This is a genomic window from Micromonospora sp. NBC_01405, assembly GCF_045040155.1.
In the GTDB taxonomy this organism is placed as follows: Bacteria; Actinomycetota; Actinomycetes; order Mycobacteriales; family Micromonosporaceae; genus Micromonospora.
In genome coordinates this window covers 5,812,690-5,830,541 of the sequence record NZ_CP109532.1, presented here as the reverse complement: position 1 = coordinate 5,830,541, position 17,852 = coordinate 5,812,690, and the positions used below count along the sequence as shown (strand labels likewise).

Sequence of the window (17,852 nt, the reverse complement as noted above, 5' to 3'; positions counted from 1 at the left end):
AGGGTGGGGTGCTCAGCCCGTGCAGACCGTGCCGACCAGGCCGGCGCTGACGGGCGACGCCAGCAGCACCAGCACCGAGGCGACGTCCTCGGGGCGGCCCAGCGCGGCCTCGATCGCGGCGACCCGCCCGCCGTCGGTGCCGTTGACCCGCGCCTCGTCCAGCGACCGCCGCATCAGCGGCGTGTCGATGTCTCCCGGGCAGAGCGCGTGCACGCGGATCCCCTGTGGACCGAGCTGTCGGGCCAGCGTGATCGCCAGGCCGTGCAACCCTCCCTTACTCGCGCCGTAGGGTACCGAGCCGGAGCCGGTCTGGACGCCCGCCTTCGATCCGACCAGCACGAGCACCCCGTCGCCGGGGCTCAGGTGCCGGGCGGCGTGCTTGGCGACCAGGAACGGGCCGGTGAGGTTGACGGCGATGACCCGCGCCCACAGCTCGACCGGCACGTCCCGCACGTCCAGGCCCTGGCCGCCCATGATCCCGGCGACGTGCAGCACGGCGTCGACGCCGCCCAGTTCGGCGGCGACGGCGTCGAGCGCCCCGGCGACCTCGGCCTCGACGGTGACGTCGACGCCCCGGGCGCAGGCGCTCGCCCCGGCGGACCGGGCCTCGGCGGCGGCCTCGGCCGCGCCGGCGGCGTCTGCGTCCAGCACGGCGACGGCCGCGCCGGCCCCGGCGGCGGCCAGCACGGTGGCCCGGCCGATGCCGGACGCCCCGCCGACGACGACCACCCGCCGCCCGGCCAGCAGGCCGACCGGCGGGGTGCCGCCGCCCACGCCCGGTCCGGGCGGCTGGGTGCCGCCGCCGCCCGGGTCGGCCGCCGGGGCGCCGCCGCTCACGCGCGGACCGTGCGGCGCACCGCGTCGGCCACGGTCGCCGCCTCGGGCACCACGACCGCCTGGAGGGCGGGCGCGGCGGGCATCGGCACGTCCGGGGCGGCCACCCGGGCGATCGGGGCGCGCAGGTCGGCGAAGCACTCGGCGGCGGCCCGGGCGGCGATCTCCGCGCCGAAGCCGCCGGTCAGGTTGGCCTCGTGGGCGACGACCAGCCGGCCGGTGCGGGCCACCGACGCGGCGACCGTGTCGAAGTCCAGCGGGTTGAGCCAGCGCAGGTCGATCACCTCGACGTCGACGCCCTCCTCGGCGAGGGTCGCGGCAGCGTCCAGGGCCGCCGACACCATCCGGGACCAGGCGACGACGGTGACGTCGGCGCCGGGCCGGACCACCCGGGCCCCGCCGATCTCCTCGACGGGGGCGTCGGTGCGCACCGGGCCCCGCGTCGGGTAGAGCATCCGGGCCTCGGCGACCACCACCGGGTCGTCGCTGACGACCGCGGTGCGCAGCATCTGGTACGCGTCGTCCGGCGTGGCCGGCAGCGCCACCCGCAGGCCGGGGGTGTGCGCGAAGTACGCCTCCGTCGAGTGCGAGTGCTGGGCGCACGCCCCGGGCGAGTAGCCCTGCTGCATCCGGATCACCAGCGGGGCCTTCCACCGGCCCGCGCTGGAGTAGTGGATGTTGGCGATCTGGTTGACGATCTGGTCCATCGCCACGAACGAGAAGTCGGCGTACATGATCTCGGCGATCGGCCGCAGGCCGGTCATGGCCGCGCCGAGGGCCATGCCGAGGAAGCCGGTCTCGGAGATCGGGGTGTCGAAGATCCGGTCGGAGCCGAACCGCTTGTGCAGCCCCTTGGTGGCGCCGAACGGCCCGCCGGGCAGCGCGACGTCCTCGCCGAAGTAGATGGTGTCGGTCCGGCTGTCCAGGGCCCAGGTGAGCGCCGCGTTGACGGCCTGGATGTAGCGCATCGACTCAGACATAGACGTGCTCCTTGGCGGTCGCCGGGTCCGGGGTGGGCACGGCGCGGGCGGCGGTGACGGCGGCCTCGATCTCGTCGGCAACCTCGGCGTCGATGGCGTCGAGCCGGGCGGCCAGGTCGGCGTCGGCGGCCCGGCGGATGCGGGCCAGCGGCTCGCGTTCCCGGGCGGCGGCGATCTCGCCGGCCGGGCGGTAGTGCTGCACGTCGCCGCTGTAGTGGCCGACCAGTCGCTCGGTCATCGCCTCCACGATGGACGGCCCGGAGCCCTCCCGGGCCCGGTCCACGGCCTCGGCCATCGCCTCGGCGACGGCGTCGGGGTCGTTGCCGTCGACCACCCGGCCGGGCAGGCCGTAGCCGGCGGCCCGCTCGGCGAGCTGCCGGACCCGCACCATGTCCTCGATCCGGGACATCTCGGAGTAGACGTTGTTCTCCACCACCAGCACCAGCGGCAGGTCGAGCACGGCGGCGAGGTTGAGCGCCTCGTGCACGTTGCCCTGGTTCATCGCGCCGTCGCCGATGCTGACCACCGACACGGCCCCGCTGCCGGTGCGCTGGGCGCTGAGCGCCGCGCCGGTCGCGATCGGCACCCCGGCGCCCACAATGGAGTTCTCGCCGACGAACCAGCGCCCCGGGTCCGACAGGTACGGCGACGCGGCCCGCCCGCCGCAGAGGGCGGAGTCGCGGCCCATCATCTCGGCGAACAGGCCGGTGAGGTCGACGCCCCGGGCGATCGCCCAGCCGTGTCCCCGGTAGGTCGCGGTGACGTGGTCCCCGTCGCGCAGCGCCCGACAGGCACCGACCGGGACGGCCTCCTGGCCGTTGCACAGGTGGATCGAGCCCGGGATCTCGCCGGCGTCCTTGAGGGCGGCCAGCCGCTCCTCGAACCGGCGGATCCGGGCCATCAGCCGATAGTCGTCGGGCAGGCCCATCACACCCCCTGAGATAATTGAGCCTTATTCCGGCTCGTTGGTTGAGGAGCCTAGACCAGCAGTCCAAGGCTATGGAAGAGTGCACAAGCAAGTTTGTGGCCGTTATTGGTCTCTAATTTGGGGAGCGGGCATGGAGATCGCCGAGGTGGAGTCCGTGGTGCGCGGCGACGCGCACTTCGTCCAGCTGCGCACGTCGGACGGGCTGACCGGGGTCGGCCAGTCCGCCTGCTGGGGATACCCGACGGCGGTGCACGCCGTGGTGGAGACGTTCCGGCCGTACCTGCTCGGGGCGGACCCCGACCGGATCGAGCACCACTGGCACCACCTCTACCGGATGGGGCCGTTCCGCGGCTCGGTGCTCACCGCCGCCGTCTCCGCCGTCGACCTGGCCCTGTGGGACCTGCTGGGCAAGCGGCTCGGCGTGCCGGTGTGGCAGCTGCTCGGCGGCCGGGTACGCGACCGGATCCGGCTGCACCTGCTGCTGGGCGGCACCGGGGCGGAGGCCCTCGCGGCCGAGGCCGCCGCCGCCGTCGCCGACGGCTTCACCGCCGTGAAGTTCGACCCGCTGCCCGCCGACTACGGCGACGTGTCGCTGGCCCGCCTCGTCGCCGAGACCGAGGCCACCACGGCGGCGGTGCGCGACACCGTCGGCCCGGACGTCGACCTGCTCGTCGAGCTGCACCGCAAGCTCACCCCGTTGCAGGCCACGGCCGTCGTGCCGGCGCTGGCCCGGCACCACCCGCTGCTGGTGGAGGACCCGATCCAGATCGACAGCGTGAGCAGCCAGGCCGAGGTGGCCCGCCGTGCGCTCGGCGTGCCGATGGCCAACGGGGAACGGCTGCACACCATCTGGGAGTTCAAGGAACTGCTCGCCCAGGGCGGCGCCCAGTACGTCCGGCCCGACATCGGGCTCGCCGGCGGGCTCAGCCACGGCCGGAAGATCGCCGCGCTGGCCGAGGCGTACCACGCGGCCGTGGTCACCCACAACTGCCTCGGCCCGCTGCTGACCATGGCCTCGGTGCAGCTCGACACGGTCATCCCGAACTTCGTCACCCAGGAGTACTCCCCGATCGACGACCGGCTCGCCGACGGGCCGGCCCGGGCCTGCGTGCGCCGCGAGGGCGGGTTCCTGCCGGTGCCGCAGGCCCCGGGGCTGGGCGTGACGCTCGACCTGGCCGACGAGCGACCGCTGGACCTGACCGGCCGGCCACTGACCCGCATCCCGCTGCGCGCCGACGGTTCGGTCGCGTACGCGGTCTAGGGAAGGGCGCCTGCTGCCCGCCGCCGCCCGCGGCGACCCCGCATCCTCAGACCACCACCCGGTAGTGGGTGGTCAGCAGCCCCGCATCGTCGTGGACGTGGAACGCCACCCCGGGCGGCTGCCGCAGATCGACCAGCGGCCCGTCACCCTCCCAGGGCAGCCGGAGCGTGGAGACGACGCCGGGCGCGATCCGCAGTGGCCGCCCGGCGAAGGTGCTCGCGGCGGCGGTGTGGAAATGCCCGGTCAGGACCGCGACGACCTGCGGATGAGCGGCCAGCAGTGCGGCCAGCGGCTCGGCGGGAAACAGCCGGATCGAATCGATGACGGGGTGGTGCAGTTCGACCGGCGGGTGGTGGAAGGAGACGAAGACCGGTGTCCCGGCCGGCACCGAGCCGAGTTGGTCGGCGAGCCAGTCCATGGTCTCCGCGTCGAGGTGGCCGTCGTCCTCGCCCGGAATCGACGAGTCGGCGAGCAGGAAGACCGCGCCGGCGACGTCGTACCGGGTGTTGATCGGGCCGTTGCCGCCGCCCTCGTCACCGAGCAGGCCCCTGCGGTACGCGTCGCGGACATCGTGGTTACCGGGGCAGAGCATGACAGGCAGCGGGGACGCGAAGAGCTTCGCGGCGGTCCGGTACTCGGCCACCTCGCCGTGGTCGGCGATGTCCCCGCTGATCAGGATCGCGTCGACCGGTCGGGGCAGGGCGTGCAGGTGGTCCATCACCCGGGCGGTCCGTTCGGCTGACCGAGGATGGCTGTCGAGGTGCGTGTCGCTGAGATGCGCGATGACGAGCATGCTTCCCCCCAATGGCTGTTCTCATCCTGGGCATTAGGGGAAGCATGCTCGCTGATCATGCCCGCGTCAGGTAGCGGCGCGACAGTTCAGCGGGTCGGCGCGCGGCCGGGGTGGTGGAAGACCGGGTGCGCCCACAGCGGCTCGCCGTCGGCGTCGGCGATCTCGGCGAACAGGTGGACCAGCGACGCCGTCCAGCGGGCCTGCACGTCCGAGGCGCCGGTGACCGCGCCCGCGCGGGCGAAGCCCCACCGGGTGCGCAGCACGCAGATCAGCAGCAGGTCGCGCCGGTAGATGGCGTAGTCGTAGATGCCCGCCTCGTCCAGCAGCGCGGACAGCTCCGGCCATATCTCGGCGTGGCGGCGCTCGTACTCGGCCTCCGCGCCGGGGCGCAACCGGTACAGGTGGCAGACCTGCTCCCCCGGCCCGGCGGTCGCGCTCACCGGACGCCCTGCCGGGCCGGGGGCAGGGCAGCCACCGGCCCGGGTGGACAGGGGGCCGCCCTGGGTCGACCGGAAACCGTCACTTGCCGGAGCCGGCGAGCGCGCCGGAGACGAGCTGCCGCTGGAAGACCAGGTAGATGATCAGCACCGGCAGCAGGGCGACGATCAGCCCGGCGCTGACCAGCGGCACCGACACGTCGTACTGGCCGCTGAGCATGGAGACGCCGACCATCAGCGTCTTGCTGTCCGAGCCGCCCATGATGACCAGGGGCAGCAGCAGGTCGTTCCACATCCAGACGAAGTTGAAGATGGCCAGCGCCGCCAGGGCCGGGGTGGCGATCGGGGCGAGCAGCCGGAACAGGATGGTCAGGTGTCCCGCGCCGTCGACCCGGGCCGCCTCGATCAGCTCGTCGGGAATCTGCTGGAAGTACCCGGCGAGCTGGTACGTGCCCAGCGGCAGCCCGAACGCGGCGTACGCCAGGATCAGGCCCTGGTACTGGCCGGACATGCCCAGGTCCAGCACCGTCTGGTAGAGCGGGTAGATGATCGCCTGGCTGGGGATCGTCAGCGTCACGATGATCAGCAGGAAGACGATCTTCCCGCCGCGGAAGCGCATCTTCGTCACCGCGTACGCGACGAACAGCGCGGCGAGCACCGACAGCACCAGCCCGCCGAGCGTGGTGATCAACGAGTTGAGCAGCAGCCGGGGCATGTTCATCCGGCGGAACGCCTCGAAGTAGTTGTCCAGGGTGATCCCGGCCGGCAGGCCCAGCGGGTCGTGGGCGAAGCCGGACTGCGTCTTCAGGGAGCTGACCACGGTGAACAGCAGCGGGTAGATCGCCGCGACGGCGACGACGACCAGCGCGAAGGTCAGCAGGTAGCGCCCGATCCGGGCGGAGTGGCGCGGGTTCATCGCGGCTTGCGGGTCCCCTCTGTGAACATGTGCCGCACGCTGAAGATCGACAGCACGGCGACGAAGACGAACAGGGCGATGCCGATGGCCGAGCCGTAGCCGCGGTCCAGGAACTGGAAGGTGGTGAGGAAGACCAGGTACTCGGGGAGCATGGTGGCGTCGCCCGGCCCGCCCTGGGTCAGCGCGTAGATCAGCGGGAACAGCCAGATCAGCACGCCGGAGGCGCAGACCACGCTCCAGTACGCCACGGTCGGGCGCAGCATCGGCACGACCACCGACCACAGCCGCCGGAAGAACCCGGCGCCGTCGAGGTACGCCGCCTCCAGCATCTCGTCGGGGATGGTGGACAGGCCGGCCAGATAGGTCATCACACCGAGCCCGAAGAAGCTCCACAGGGCGACCGCCACCAGCGAGAACAGCGCGCTGTACCGGCCGTTGAGCCACTCGATCGCCAGCGGTTCCAGGCCGACGCCGCGCAGCAGGGCGTTCAGCGGCCCGTCGGGGGAGAGGATCTGCCGGAACATGATGCCGACGACGATGGGCGCGATGGTGTACGGCACGAAGTAGACGGCCCGGAAGAACTTCCAGCCCGGCGAGCGCTGGTGGATCAGCAGCGCCAGCACCAGCGGGAGCACGATCCACACCGGCAGGGTGGCCACCACCAGCAGGGCGTTGCGGAAGCTGGTGAGGACCATCGAGTCGTCGAACATCCGGGTGTAGTTGTCCGCCCCGGCGAACTCGCTGCCGCCGAACCCGCTGGACGACTCGAAGCTGGTGAGCACGCCCCGCACGAGGGGCACCAGCTTGAACAGCACGGCCAGCACGAGGGCGGGCAGCACCAGCGCGGCGGCCAGCCACCACTCCCGGGCCCGCCCGGGTCGTGGCGGGCGGCGGGCCGGCGCGGGCGGGGTGTCGGCGGCCACCGGCTCCGACACCGGCGCGGTGGAGATCGTCATCAGGGTTCCTTCCCCCGGGCTGGCCGGGCGGGGCGACACGGCGTCGCCCCGCCCGGATGCTGCTACTTGGTCTGCTTCTTCGTCGGGCTACGCTCCAGTGCCTGCTGCATCTGGTCGGCCCACTTGTCGACGGTGAGTTGGCCGAGGGTGACCTGCTGCCAGCCGCGGGCCAGGGCGTCGGCCTCGGGGCCGGAGAGCATCACCCCGGCGTGCAGGGTCGGCTGGGCGACCATTTCCTGGATCTTCTGGAAGGCCGGCGACGAGGGCAGCAGCGCCTTGTCGACGTTCTTGTTCAGCGGCTGGCCCTTGCCGTGCTTGACCCACAGCTCGCCGTTCTCCTTGCCGGCCAGCCAGCTGATGAACTCGAGGCCGGCCTGCTTCTTCTCGCTCCACTGGGTCACGCCGTAGACGGCGCCCTCGATGCCGGAGAACTTCTGCGCCAGCGGCGCGGACGGGTCGACCGCCGGCCACCGGGTGACGCCGAGCTTGTCGTCGCCGAGGGCCTTGCCGAACGCCTCCCAGTTCACCGCGTCGGAGATGATGGTGCCGGCGAACGCGGCGTCGCCGCGCTGGAAGATGTCGGCGCCGTCGGGAAGCATGGTGATCGACGGGGCGTTCTTGTTGGCCCAGCCCTTGGTGGTGATCTCGGCGAGCTTCTCCAGCACCGAGACGAGCTTCGGGTCCTTCCAGGACAGCTTGCCGGCGAGCAGGGCGCGGATGTCGTCCTCGGTGAGGTAGTTGCGGGCGATCTCCGGGAAGTCCCAGTAGGCCGGGAAGGTGCCGGACAGCCCGAGGGCCAGGCAGGTCTTGCCGGCCTTCTTCACCGCGTCGCAGGCCGCGCCGAACTCGTCCCAGGTCACCGGCGGCTTCTCCGGGTCGAGCCCGGCGGCGGTCAGGACGGCCTTGTTGTAGTAGAGGACGTTGCCCTGGTAGGAGAAGGGCACGCCGTAGCAGGGCTTGGCGGTGTCGAAGCCCTCGCAGGCGCCGCTGTAGGTGACCAGGTCCTTGGTGATCTCGGCGGCCTTGTCACCCAGCGGCACGTACGCGCCGCGCCGGTCGAACAGCTCCAGCCCGGCGTTGTTGGCCATCACGTCCGGCCCCGACTGCGAGGTGATGTACGGGCCCTGCACCTCGGGGTACTTGTCGAACGGTACGGACTGCATCTCCAGCTTGATGTCCGGGTGGCCGGCCTCGAAGCTGGTCTTGACCTGCTTCCAGTACTCGGTGCCACCCGGCTCCCAGGTCAGCACCTTGAGGGTGACCGGGCCGCCGGCGGCGTCGTCGCCGCCGCATGCGGTCAGCAGCGCGGCGGCTGCCATGCCGGCGGCGAGGACGCCGGCCAATCTCCGTCGAAACATCGGGTAGCTCCTGTCACAAGTGGGGGCTCGGGGGGATCCGGCGGACCGCGCCGCCGGCGGTGGCGCTGTCGGCCACGGCCTCGGCGACCCGCACGACGTGCAGGCCGTCGGCGAGCGGGACGACCGCCGTCGGTTCGGTGCCGTCGACCTGGCCGAGGAAGTGCCGCAGCTCGGCGGCGAGCGCTCCGCCGCCGTCGACCGGGGAGAGGAGCCAGTCGGGCGCCTCGGTCGATTCGCCCTGGACGAGCAGGGTGGGGTGGCCGAGGTCGACGTGCGCGACCCCGTCGGTGCCGTACACCTCGACCAGGTCCGAGGTGTGGTTCGGGGTGTGTTCGGGGAGCAGGTAGCTGTTGCGGATCGACGACACGACGTCGTTGGCGTGCCGCAGCTCCGCCCACACCAGGACCGGGGTGGCCGATCCGGGTCGGGTCCGGGCCGCCGCGCGGACCTCGACCACGGGCGCTCCGGCGTACCAGAGGGCCAGGTCGATGTCGTGCACGGCGGTGAGCAGCGCGGGGTGTTCGCGCGGGAAGAGCCGGCTGAGCGTCCGGGGCCGGTCGCGGCGGGACGAGACGGCGAGCACGTCGCCGAGCCGGCCGGCGCGGACCGCGTCGTGCAGGGCCCGGTGCGGGGCGCTGTAGCGCAGGATGTGCCCCGGCTGGCAGAGCACACCGGTGCGCCCGGCGGCGGCCACGATGGCGGCGGCGTCGGTGACGGTCGCGGCCAGCGGCTTCTCCACCAGCACGGGCACCCCGGCGGTGAGCAGGTCCACGGCCACCGGGCGGTGCGCCGGGCCGGGCACGCACACCGACGCCGCGTCGGGCGGGGAGGCGGTGAGCAGGTCCGCCACGGAGGCGTACGTCTGCGGCACCCCGTACTCGACGGCGACCCGCTGCCGGATCGCGGCGTCCGGCTCGACCAGCGCCCGCACCGGCACGCCGAGCGACCGGTACGCGGCCAGGTGCCGGACGCCGAACGCCCCCGCGCCGACCACGGCGACCGACGGGCGGCTCATGCGCGGACCGCCTCGTCGGCGGCGACGCGGTCGCCGGGGGCAGCCTCACCGGCTCCGTCGGGCTCGTCGGCGCCGGCCTCGGCGAGCCGGCCGGCGAGGACGGCCCGGGTGAGACGCTCCAGGGCGGTCACCCCCACCCCGATGCAGCGTTCGTCCACGTCGAACGCGCCGGAGTGCAGCGGCGCGCCGCCGCGCTCCCCGGTGACCCCGAGCTTGACGTACAGGCTGGGGCCGAGCGCGCCGAGCAGGGCGAAGTCGTCGGTGGTCAGCGGGGGCGCGGTCAGGTCGGCGACCTCGACCAGGCCGGGCAGCTCGGCGTGCGCGAGCGCCACCAGCGAGGCCGCGTTGCGCACCGGGGGCATCTCGTTGGCCCAGGTGAACCGCAGGCCGAGGTCGAGCGCGGCGGCCTGCTGCCGGGCGATCCGCTCGATGACCTCCTTGAGCCGGGCGCGGGTGGCCTCGTCGTGGGTGCGCAGCGTGCCGGTCGCCTCCGCCCGCTCGGCGACCTGGCTCTGGCTGGCCCCGCCGTCGATCGTGCCGATGTTGAAGGCGACCAGCTCGTGGGGGTTGCGGGAGCGGGCCACTCCGGCGTGCAGCAGGGTGATGATGCCGGCCAGGCCGAGGATGGCGTCGCGGCCGAGCGCCGGGGTGGCGGCGTGCGCGGCCCGGCCGAGCACCTCGACCCGGAACGCGTCCTTGGCCGCCATCGCGGTCATCCGGTCCACGCCGACCGTCCCGACCGGCAGGTCGGGCCAGCAGTGCAGGCCGAGGACGGCGTCGAAGCGACGGCCGCGCAGGGCGTCGTCGGCGAGCACCGCGGCGGCGCCGGAGTCCTCGCCGAACGGGATCTCCTCGGCCGGCTGGAACAGCACGGTCACCGAGCCCCGGGCGGGCGGGTCGGCCGCGAGCCGGGCCGCGACGCCGTGCACGACGGTCATGTGCACGTCGTGCCCGCAGGCGTGGCAGACCCCGGCGTTGCCGGACGCCCAGGGCACCTCCTTGGCGTCCTGGACCGGATAGGCGTCCATATCGGCCCGAAGCAGAACGGAGGGGCCTGACGCACGTCCTTCGATCTCGGCTACGAGGCCGGTGCCGGCGACTCCGGAGCGGACCCGGGCGATCGGGGCGAGCCGTTCGGCGAGAACCGCTGCCGTCTGCCGTTCCGTGAACCGCAGCTCCGGGTGCTGGTGAAGCTGCCGACGCAGCCGTACCAGATCGTCAACGTCCTCGTGCGCCTGCACCACGCGGTCCACCCCTCGCCTGCGGCCGATAATCCGGACCTAATTGAGACAAGAACCTAAAGGAGGGGTCCTCCCACGTCAATGGGGCTGCCGGAATCGGCTAGGGTCCGGCCATGCCACGCGCCGACGCACACCTGCACCTGTTCGCCGACGGTTACCCCGGCCGCTACGGACGGTCCCCGGCCGGGGGCGACGAATTCGCCGTCTACCAGACGTTGCGCCGCGAACACGACATCGACCGGGCGCTCGTGGTCGGCTACGAGGGCGCACCGGAGTTCGCCGGCAACAACGGCCATCTCGCGCGGCTCGCGGCCGAGCACGACTGGATCGCGCCGCTGGCCTACCTGCCGGCCACCGGCACGGACCGGCGCGGCCTGGACCGGCTCCGGTCGGCGGGGTTCGCGGGCGTCGCCGCGTACCTGCCGGACCCGGCCTCGGCCGACGCGTTCGCCGGCTGGGCCGCGACGGCCGCCGGGTCGCTCAACGACGCGGCGGCGGTGGTCAGCCTCAACGCCGCCCCGGAGGCCGCCGGCCGGCTCGGTCGGGCGATGGCCGCCCTCGACGGGTGCGCGGTGCTCCTCAGCCACCTCGGCCTGCCCGGCCGGCACGCGACGGTCCCGACATCGGAGGCGGTCGCGGGCCGGCTCGCCCCGCTCACCGAGCTGGCCCGGCTCCCGCACGTCGGGGTCAAGGTCTCCGCCCTGTACGCCGTCAGCGACCCCGCCGACGCGTACCCGCACGCCGCCGCCCGGCCGTTCGTCGACCTGCTGCTGGACCGCTTCGGCCCGGCACGGCTGTACTGGGGCTCGGACTTCTCCCCCAGCCTGGACCACGTGTCGTTCGCGCAGACGCTGCACCCGGTCGGGCTGGACGGGCTCTCCGCCGCCGAGGCGGCCGACGTGTTCGGCGGCAACCTCCGCCGCGCCCTGGGCCGGCGCTGACGCAGTCGATCCCCCGTTCCCGAGGCCCAGCGGAGTTCCGGCGGGACCCCCGGGGCCGGGCGGAGATAGGGTCGGCACCCATGCGGACGAAGCAGGAGTTGGGCGCGGCCATCCGGCGGGAGCGGCGGGCGGCGCTGGTGGTCAACGCCCGCTCGCGTCAGGGCCGCCGGCTCTACGAGCACGCCCGTGCCCGGCTGGCAGAGGCCGGCTTCACCCTGCTCGGCTGCTACCCGGCCGACCGCCCCGGCGAGCTGGAACGGAGCCTGGACGACGCCCTCGCGCTCGGGCCGGACCTGCTCGTGGCGGGCGGCGGCGACGGCACGCAGAGCGCCGCTGCGCGGCTGCTCGCCCACCGCGACGTCGCGCTGGGACTGCTGCCGCTGGGCACCACCAACAACTTCGCCCGCACCCTCGGCCTCCCGCTCGATCTCGACAGCGCCGTGGCCGTCCTGGCCGAGGGCAAGGTGATTGACGTCGACCTGGGGCTGGCCGGGGACGTGCCGTTCGCCAACCACGTCGGCGTCGGGCTGTCGGCCGACATCATGCTCCGGACTCCCCCCGCCCTGAAGCGGGTCACCGGCCGGCTCGCGTACCCGGCCACCGCGCTGGCGCTGCTGGCCCGGCACCGGGCGCTGCGGGCCACCGTCCGAACCGGGGGAACGACGCACGAGTTCCACACCCACCAGATCTACGTGGCCAACGGCGGCTTCCACGCCGGGCGGCCGATCACGGCCGACGCCGACGCCGACGACCGGCTGCTGGTCGCGTACCCGGTCGGCGGGCCGACCCGGCGCGAGCTGCTGCGGGACACGGCCCGCAACGCGGCCACGGGTCACCGCCGCACGCTGGCCGAGACCCCGTTCCTCGCCGTCGGCGAGCTGTGGCTGGAGACCGACCGGCCGGCGCGCGTCGAGGTCGACGGCGAGCTGTGCGGCCACACCCCGATCCGGATCGGCCTGGCCGCCAACGCATTGCGGGTGATGGCCCCCGCCGACACCGAGGACCGCTGACCGGCCGCCACACCGCTCCAGGCCGCACGCCCTCCGGCCGTCCGCGCTGAAGCGGTGATCAAGAGGTTTGCGTCAGGTTGCGGCCCGAGTCCGACGCAAACCTCTTGCTCACCGCGCAGGGTGGGGCCGGGGCCGGCGCGGTGCGCCGACCCCGGCCCGGGGTGGTGGGTGGTCGGGGGATCAGCGCTGGGCGCCGGCGGTTGCCGGGGCCGGCCAGCTGCCGGTGAAGACGCCGGCGCCGGTCGCGGTACGTGCGGCGAAGCCGAAGAGCGAGTCGACCCTGGCGGCCTCGGCGGAGCTCGGGTACGGGTTGGTGCAGGAGGTGCCGGCGCTGCCGCCGGACATCAGGAGGGCGCAGTTACCGTTGTAGTTGTCCGGCAGGCCGAGGATGTGCCCGATCTCGTGGGTCATGATCCGCAGCGGGCTGTACTGCTGGGCCTGGTAGTAGTCGATGACCACGCGACCGTTGCCGAGGCTCGTGCGCTGGGCGTACGAGCCGCCGCCGTAGGTGTAGGAGATCACCAGGTTCGAGCCGCACTGGGCCATGTTGATGTTGTTGGTGTAGTTGTTCCAGATCGTGGCGGCCTGGTTGGCGTAGCTGGCGAAGGGGCCAGCCTGGCTGGTGTTGTAGCAGACGTTGCGGACGGCGGCGGAGGCCGGCGCGGCCTGCACGGCGGTGAGGCCGAGCGTCGCCATCGCGGCGGCGGCGAGGGTGGCGAAGATCCGGGACACCTTGGACAGACGCATGGGTCACGCTCCACTGAGTGACGGGGCGAGCGGGGACCGGGTCAGCGTATTCATCGACATAGATCGATAGCAACGCCTCTTTATATTTAACAATCTTTACTGATACGCTCCCGCCCATCGACGAGAGGAGATGTCATGAGACTTCGACGCGGGGCCACCGCCCTGCTGGCGGGGGCGACGCTGGTCGTCGCCACCGGAGCCATCACCGCCACGGGCGGTCTCGCCGCGGCGGCCACCGACCCGGCTAGGGCCGCCGCCGTGGCCTGCTCCGCCCCCGGCTGGGCCGAGGGCACCAGCTATCCGGCGGGCACCCGGGTCAGCTACGCCAGCCGGCTCTACCAGGCCCTCGTTACGCACACCCCGCCGGCCGGCGCGGGCTGGAACCCCGCAGCCACGCCCGCGCTGTGGAAGGACCTCGGGGCCTGCGACGGCACCCCCACCCCCACCCCCACCGCGACCTCGTCGCCCTCCCCCACCGCGTCGCCGACCGCACCGCCGACGCCGACGCCGACACCGACCACGACACCCCCGCCGGGCACCGAGACCTGCGCGGTCAAGCCGAGGCCGGCCGGCAAGGTGCTCCAGGGATACTGGGAGAACTGGGACGGCGCGGCCAACGGCGTGCACCCGCCGCTGGGCTGGATCCCGATCACCGACTCCCGGATCACCGCCCACGGGTACAACGTGGTCACCACCGCGTTCCCGGTGATCCGCGCCGACGGCACCGCGCTGTGGGAGGACGGCATGGACGTCACCGTGAAGGTGCCCACCCCGGCGGAGATGTGCCGGGCCAAAGCCGCCGGCCTGACCGTCCTGATGTCCATCGGCGGCGCGACGGCCGGCATCGACCTCGGCTCGGCGACCGTCGCCGACCGGTTCGTCGCCACCATCGTGCCGATCCTCAAGCGCTACAACTTCGACGGCATCGACATCGACATCGAGACCGGCCTCACCGGCAGCGGCAACATCAACCAACTCTCGGCGTCGCAGGCGAACCTGATCCGCATCATCGACGGCGTGCTCGCCCAGATGCCCGCCGGGTTCGGCCTCACCATGGCACCGGAGACCGCGTACGTCACCGGCGGCAGCGTCACCTACGGCTCGATCTGGGGCGCGTACCTGCCGATCATCAAGAAGTACGCCGACAACGGCCGGCTGTGGTGGCTGAACATGCAGTACTACAACGGCTCGATGTACGGCTGCTCCGGCGACTCCTATTCGGCCGGCACCGTGCAGGGCTTCACCGTGCAGACCCAGTGCCTCAACAACGGGCTGACGATCCAAGGCACTACGATCAAGGTCCCGTACGACAAGCAGGTGCCCGGCCTTCCCGCGCAGCCCGGAGCGGGCGGTGGCTACATGACCCCGTCCCTGGTGTCGCAGGCGTACAACAGCGTCAGCGGGCTCAAGGGCCTGATGACCTGGTCGATCAACTGGGACGGCTCCAAGAGCTGGACCTTCGGCGACAACGTGAAATCCCTCCAGGGCCGCTGACCGAGCAGTTCCGGATCACCGGCCCGGACCTTTTCCGGGCCGGTGATTCCGTTCACCGCCCCGCGAGCTCCGAACCGCGATCGCTGTTTCCGGCCCGTCCACCGCGTTCCGCTCCCGCGACTCGGCGACAGCGCGCTCACTCCGGCGAAAGTACTCCAGCGCCCGCTCCCGCGCCTCGGGCGTCACGGTGAGCGTGCGGTCCGGGTGCCGGGCCGGGATCGTCTCGCCCAGCTCAGCGAGCAGGATCCGCACCGGTACGTCGTTCTGGTCCATGTCACCGAGCAGGTAGATCCGCCGGTGTCCGGGCACCGCGTGGTACCGCTCGCGGACGATCTCCAGGTTGGTCCGGCTCGGCTCGGAGGCGTACGCGATCAGTGCGTCCCAGCAGCGTCCGGAGGAGTCCGGCCGGTCATTGAGCCGGTCCACCTCGTCGGCGAGGTCGCCGATCACCAGTTCGGGTGTCAGCCAGGACTCCAGCCCCGCCGCGCCGGCGGCAGTGCCGGCGACAATGATCTTCGAGCCCTCGGGCGGCGCCAGGGTCAGGGTGCCGTCGTCAAACGCGGCACGGAGACCGTCAAAGTCGGTCGCCTTCCACTGCCAGACGACGACGCCGTCGGTGTAGACGCAGAGCGTGGTCAGAACGTAGTGGTCTCGTTCACGGACGAAGATCAGGCGTTGCCGCCCCCGCACGACATCGTCCTCGACGGTGCGCCAGGTTGGAGTGGTGTCCGGCATGCGGCGAGTCTAGCGATCTTGGACGATCCGGTAGGCCGGTCGTCAGGCGGCCGGACAGCGCAGGCAGACCGCACTCCTGACCCCCGGGCCCACCCGTGCGGAGTGGAGCGAAACCCACTCTCGACCACATTGACAATTGTCGCCCACTTCGGTTCTCCTGAGAGGTGAGAGCGCTCTCACCCCCCATCCGTCCCGTTGACGGCCCGGCGATCCCGGGCCGGTGCCCGGTGCGCCGGGCGAGGAGGAAGCATGCGGTTCACCCGAGGGCGTGGCGGCAACGATCCGACCGGACACCCGTACCTGCGCCGAGCCGGCGCGCTGACCGTCGCCCTGCTGACCGTGGTCGCCGGCGGGGTGCTGGCCGGCCGCGACGCCGTCGACGCGCAGGCGGCGTCCAGCGGCCACGCCGACCACGCGTACGTGCTCAGCCCGGTGCAGGAGCGGGCTGCCCTGGAGCTCCAGCTCGCCCCGGTGCGCGGCTCGGAGTTCCGGGCCGACTGCCCGAGCAAGGGACGCGCCAACGATGACCCAATCGTCCGGCCGGGCCAGCCGGGCGCCTCGCACATGCACGAGTTCTTCGGCAACACCTCGACGAACGCGTACTCCACCCTCACCTCGCTGCGGGCCGGCGGAACGACCTGCAACCCGGTGGCCGACAGGTCCGCGTACTGGGTGCCGACGCTCTACCAGAACGGCACGGCGGTCGCGCCGCAGAGCGTCCGGATCTACTACCAGGGGATCACCGACCGGGCGAACGTCCGGCCGTACCCCCAGGGCCTGCGGATCGTGGTGGGCAACCCCCTCGCGACCAACCCCGACCAGAACCCGGCGGCCCGGTGGAACTGCGTCGGCATCCCCCAGGCCAGCCGCGACCTACCGGTCTGCCCGGCCGGCTCCAGGCTGGAGACGTACCTCGACTTCCCGACCTGCTGGGACGGGAGGAACCTGGACAGCGCCGACCACAAGAGCCACATGGCGTTCGGCCTGGGCGGCGTCGGCGGCACCTGCCCGACCAGCCACCCGGTGCCCGTGCCCCGGCTGGAGTACCTCATCACGTACGACGTGCGCGGGACCGGGCTCACCCTGGGCGGCACCCGCGACGGGGCCAACGTCACCACGGCCCCCGGCTACACCTTCCACGGCGACTTCTTCAACGCCTGGGACGAGCAGGCCCTGGCCGACCGGGTCCAGCAGTGCGTCGTCAGTGGCTACATCTGCGGCAACGACGGCAGACCCATCCAGCAGTGACCCGGCACGGCGGCGCGCGCCGACCGGGACCGCGATGTCACTGACCTGAAGTCGATCAAGGCGGACGGGGCGGGCAGGCGGACGGGGGCAGGGAAGCGGGCGGCCGGGGCGGCCGAGCCCCGGTCGCGCTCAGCCGCGGAAGGTGCGGTCCAGCAGGTCGAACAGGGCGGCCCAGTGCCGCTCGGCGGCCCGCTCGTCGTAGGCGGCGGTGTCGGCCATGGTGAACCCGTGGGCGGCGCCGACGTACAGCTCGGACCGGTGCCGGACCCCGACCGCGTCGAGCGCCGCCTCCAGCGTCGCGATCTGCTCGGGCGTCATGGACCGGTCCTGGTCGGCGTGGGCGAAGTACAGCTCGCCGGTCACCGAGCCGATGCCCAGGTGGGGGCTGTCCGGCGAGTCGGTGACGACCCGGCCGGCGTGGAAGCTGGCCATCGCCGCGATCCGGTCGGGATGCGCCTCGATGGCGCGCAGGGCGTTCGTACCGCCCATGCAGTAGCCGGTGACCACGACCGGGCCGGACGCGACGTCGCCCCGGGTGGCCAGGAAGTCCAGGTAGGCCGCCGTGTCCCCGGCCACCACCTCAGGGGTCAGCGCGGCGACGAGCGGCATGATCCGCTCGAAGGCCAGGCCGCGCTCCTCCGGGTCGTTCAGGCGGGAGAGGTCGAACAGCGGGGCCCGGCCGGCCCGGTGGAACAGGTTGGGCGCCAGCACGACGTGCCCCCGCGAGGCGATCCGCCCGGCCATCTCGACCAGCCGGGGTCGCAGGCCGAACGCGTCCATGAAGAACAGCACGGCCGGGAACGGTCCGTCGCCGTCCGGCCGGGCCAGGATCGCGTCGGCGACGCCGTCGCCCACCGGCACGTCCACCGTCGTCGTGTGCGCCACGTCATCCTCCGTCGGTCGTCGTCCCGCCGCACCCTATCCGCCCGGTCGCCGGCCCCGCTCCGGCCCGCCGGCG

At 73.0% G+C, this 17,852-nt stretch carries 18 protein-coding genes; 5 read left to right on the top strand and 13 right to left on the bottom strand.

From position 1 onward, the window contains the following. Positions 1-12: 12 nt before the first annotated feature. Genes OG559_RS25260 through OG559_RS25250 form a run of 3 tightly spaced genes read right to left on the bottom strand, consistent with a single transcriptional unit; the run spans position 13 to position 2,742 of the window. Positions 13-837, bottom strand: coding sequence for an SDR family NAD(P)-dependent oxidoreductase (locus tag OG559_RS25260; protein WP_405107886.1), 825 nt, complete (start codon positions 835-837; stop codon positions 13-15). After that, positions 834-1,814 (bottom strand): alpha-ketoacid dehydrogenase subunit beta, encoded by a 981-nt coding sequence (locus OG559_RS25255; protein ID WP_396672883.1) that lies wholly within the window; start codon positions 1,812-1,814, stop codon positions 834-836. Before OG559_RS25255 ends, OG559_RS25260 begins: the two co-directional genes overlap by 4 nt. Continuing rightward, positions 1,807-2,742, bottom strand: a complete 936-nt coding sequence (locus OG559_RS25250; protein ID WP_396672884.1) for a thiamine pyrophosphate-dependent dehydrogenase E1 component subunit alpha — start codon at positions 2,740-2,742, stop codon at positions 1,807-1,809. The genes OG559_RS25255 and OG559_RS25250 overlap by 8 nt, the downstream gene beginning before the upstream one ends. A gap of 130 nt (positions 2,743-2,872) precedes the next feature. On the opposite strand from OG559_RS25250, the gene OG559_RS25245 reads away from it, so the two are divergent. Next, positions 2,873-4,003, top strand: coding sequence for a mandelate racemase/muconate lactonizing enzyme family protein (locus OG559_RS25245; protein ID WP_405107881.1), 1,131 nt, complete (start codon positions 2,873-2,875; stop codon positions 4,001-4,003). Between the two features lie 46 nt (positions 4,004-4,049). Here the strand turns inward: OG559_RS25245 and OG559_RS25240 are convergent, their stop codons facing one another. The 7 genes from OG559_RS25240 to OG559_RS25210 all read right to left on the bottom strand — a co-directional run bounded on the left by OG559_RS25240 (position 4,050) and on the right by OG559_RS25210 (position 10,722). Continuing rightward, positions 4,050-4,796, bottom strand: coding sequence for a metallophosphoesterase (locus OG559_RS25240; protein ID WP_405107878.1), 747 nt, complete (start codon positions 4,794-4,796; stop codon positions 4,050-4,052). Between the two features lie 86 nt (positions 4,797-4,882). Beyond that, positions 4,883-5,236: an L-rhamnose mutarotase gene (locus OG559_RS25235; RefSeq protein WP_405107876.1), complete on the bottom strand. Its 354-nt coding sequence runs from the start codon at positions 5,234-5,236 to the stop codon at positions 4,883-4,885. Positions 5,237-5,315: 79 nt separating this feature from the next. Beyond that, entirely contained in the window at positions 5,316-6,149 is an 834-nt protein-coding gene (locus tag OG559_RS25230; protein WP_396672887.1) for a carbohydrate ABC transporter permease, read from the bottom strand. After that, on the bottom strand, positions 6,146-7,105 hold the full coding sequence (locus tag OG559_RS25225; RefSeq protein ID WP_387017921.1) for a carbohydrate ABC transporter permease: 960 nt from the start codon (positions 7,103-7,105) through the stop codon (positions 6,146-6,148). Before OG559_RS25225 ends, OG559_RS25230 begins: the two co-directional genes overlap by 4 nt. 62 nt (positions 7,106-7,167) lie before the next feature. Further along, positions 7,168-8,463 carry an ABC transporter substrate-binding protein gene (locus OG559_RS25220; protein ID WP_396672888.1) on the bottom strand — a complete coding sequence of 432 codons (1,296 nt, stop codon included), beginning with the start codon at positions 8,461-8,463 and terminating at the stop codon, positions 7,168-7,170. 13 nt (positions 8,464-8,476) lie between these two features. After that, on the bottom strand, positions 8,477-9,478 hold the full coding sequence (locus OG559_RS25215) for a Gfo/Idh/MocA family protein (protein WP_405107871.1): 1,002 nt from the start codon (positions 9,476-9,478) through the stop codon (positions 8,477-8,479). Further along, positions 9,475-10,722 carry a M20 family metallopeptidase gene (locus OG559_RS25210; protein ID WP_405107868.1) on the bottom strand — a complete coding sequence of 416 codons (1,248 nt, stop codon included), beginning with the start codon at positions 10,720-10,722 and terminating at the stop codon, positions 9,475-9,477. Before OG559_RS25210 ends, OG559_RS25215 begins: the two co-directional genes overlap by 4 nt. 110 nt (positions 10,723-10,832) lie before the next feature. Between OG559_RS25210 and OG559_RS25205 the strand changes: the two genes are divergently transcribed. Both OG559_RS25205 and OG559_RS25200 read left to right on the top strand, forming a co-directional pair. After that, the gene (locus tag OG559_RS25205; protein WP_405107865.1) at positions 10,833-11,660 is read left to right on the top strand and encodes an amidohydrolase family protein; all 828 of its coding nucleotides are present in this window, start codon (positions 10,833-10,835) and stop codon (positions 11,658-11,660) included. An 80-nt stretch (positions 11,661-11,740) separates the two neighbouring features. Then, the gene (locus tag OG559_RS25200; protein ID WP_405107862.1) at positions 11,741-12,670 is read left to right on the top strand and encodes a diacylglycerol/lipid kinase family protein; all 930 of its coding nucleotides are present in this window, start codon (positions 11,741-11,743) and stop codon (positions 12,668-12,670) included. Positions 12,671-12,850: 180 nt separating this feature from the next. Here OG559_RS25200 and OG559_RS25195 read toward each other — a convergent pair whose 3' ends face one another. Further along, positions 12,851-13,417, bottom strand: coding sequence for a snapalysin family zinc-dependent metalloprotease (locus OG559_RS25195; RefSeq protein WP_405107859.1), 567 nt, complete (start codon positions 13,415-13,417; stop codon positions 12,851-12,853). Between the two features lie 135 nt (positions 13,418-13,552). Between OG559_RS25195 and OG559_RS25190 the strand changes: the two genes are divergently transcribed. Beyond that, positions 13,553-14,911: a glycosyl hydrolase family 18 protein gene (locus tag OG559_RS25190; RefSeq protein ID WP_405107856.1), complete on the top strand. Its 1,359-nt coding sequence runs from the start codon at positions 13,553-13,555 to the stop codon at positions 14,909-14,911. A gap of 15 nt (positions 14,912-14,926) precedes the next feature. Here the strand turns inward: OG559_RS25190 and OG559_RS25185 are convergent, their stop codons facing one another. Then, on the bottom strand, positions 14,927-15,646 hold the full coding sequence (locus OG559_RS25185; RefSeq protein WP_405107853.1) for a hypothetical protein: 720 nt from the start codon (positions 15,644-15,646) through the stop codon (positions 14,927-14,929). Positions 15,647-15,895: 249 nt separating this feature from the next. Between OG559_RS25185 and OG559_RS25180 the strand changes: the two genes are divergently transcribed. Beyond that, positions 15,896-16,894, top strand: coding sequence for a DUF1996 domain-containing protein (locus OG559_RS25180; RefSeq protein ID WP_405107851.1), 999 nt, complete (start codon positions 15,896-15,898; stop codon positions 16,892-16,894). 129 nt (positions 16,895-17,023) lie between these two features. Here the strand turns inward: OG559_RS25180 and OG559_RS25175 are convergent, their stop codons facing one another. Next, on the bottom strand, positions 17,024-17,779 hold the full coding sequence (locus tag OG559_RS25175) for a dienelactone hydrolase family protein (RefSeq protein WP_405107848.1): 756 nt from the start codon (positions 17,777-17,779) through the stop codon (positions 17,024-17,026). Positions 17,780-17,852: the final 73 nt, after the last annotated feature.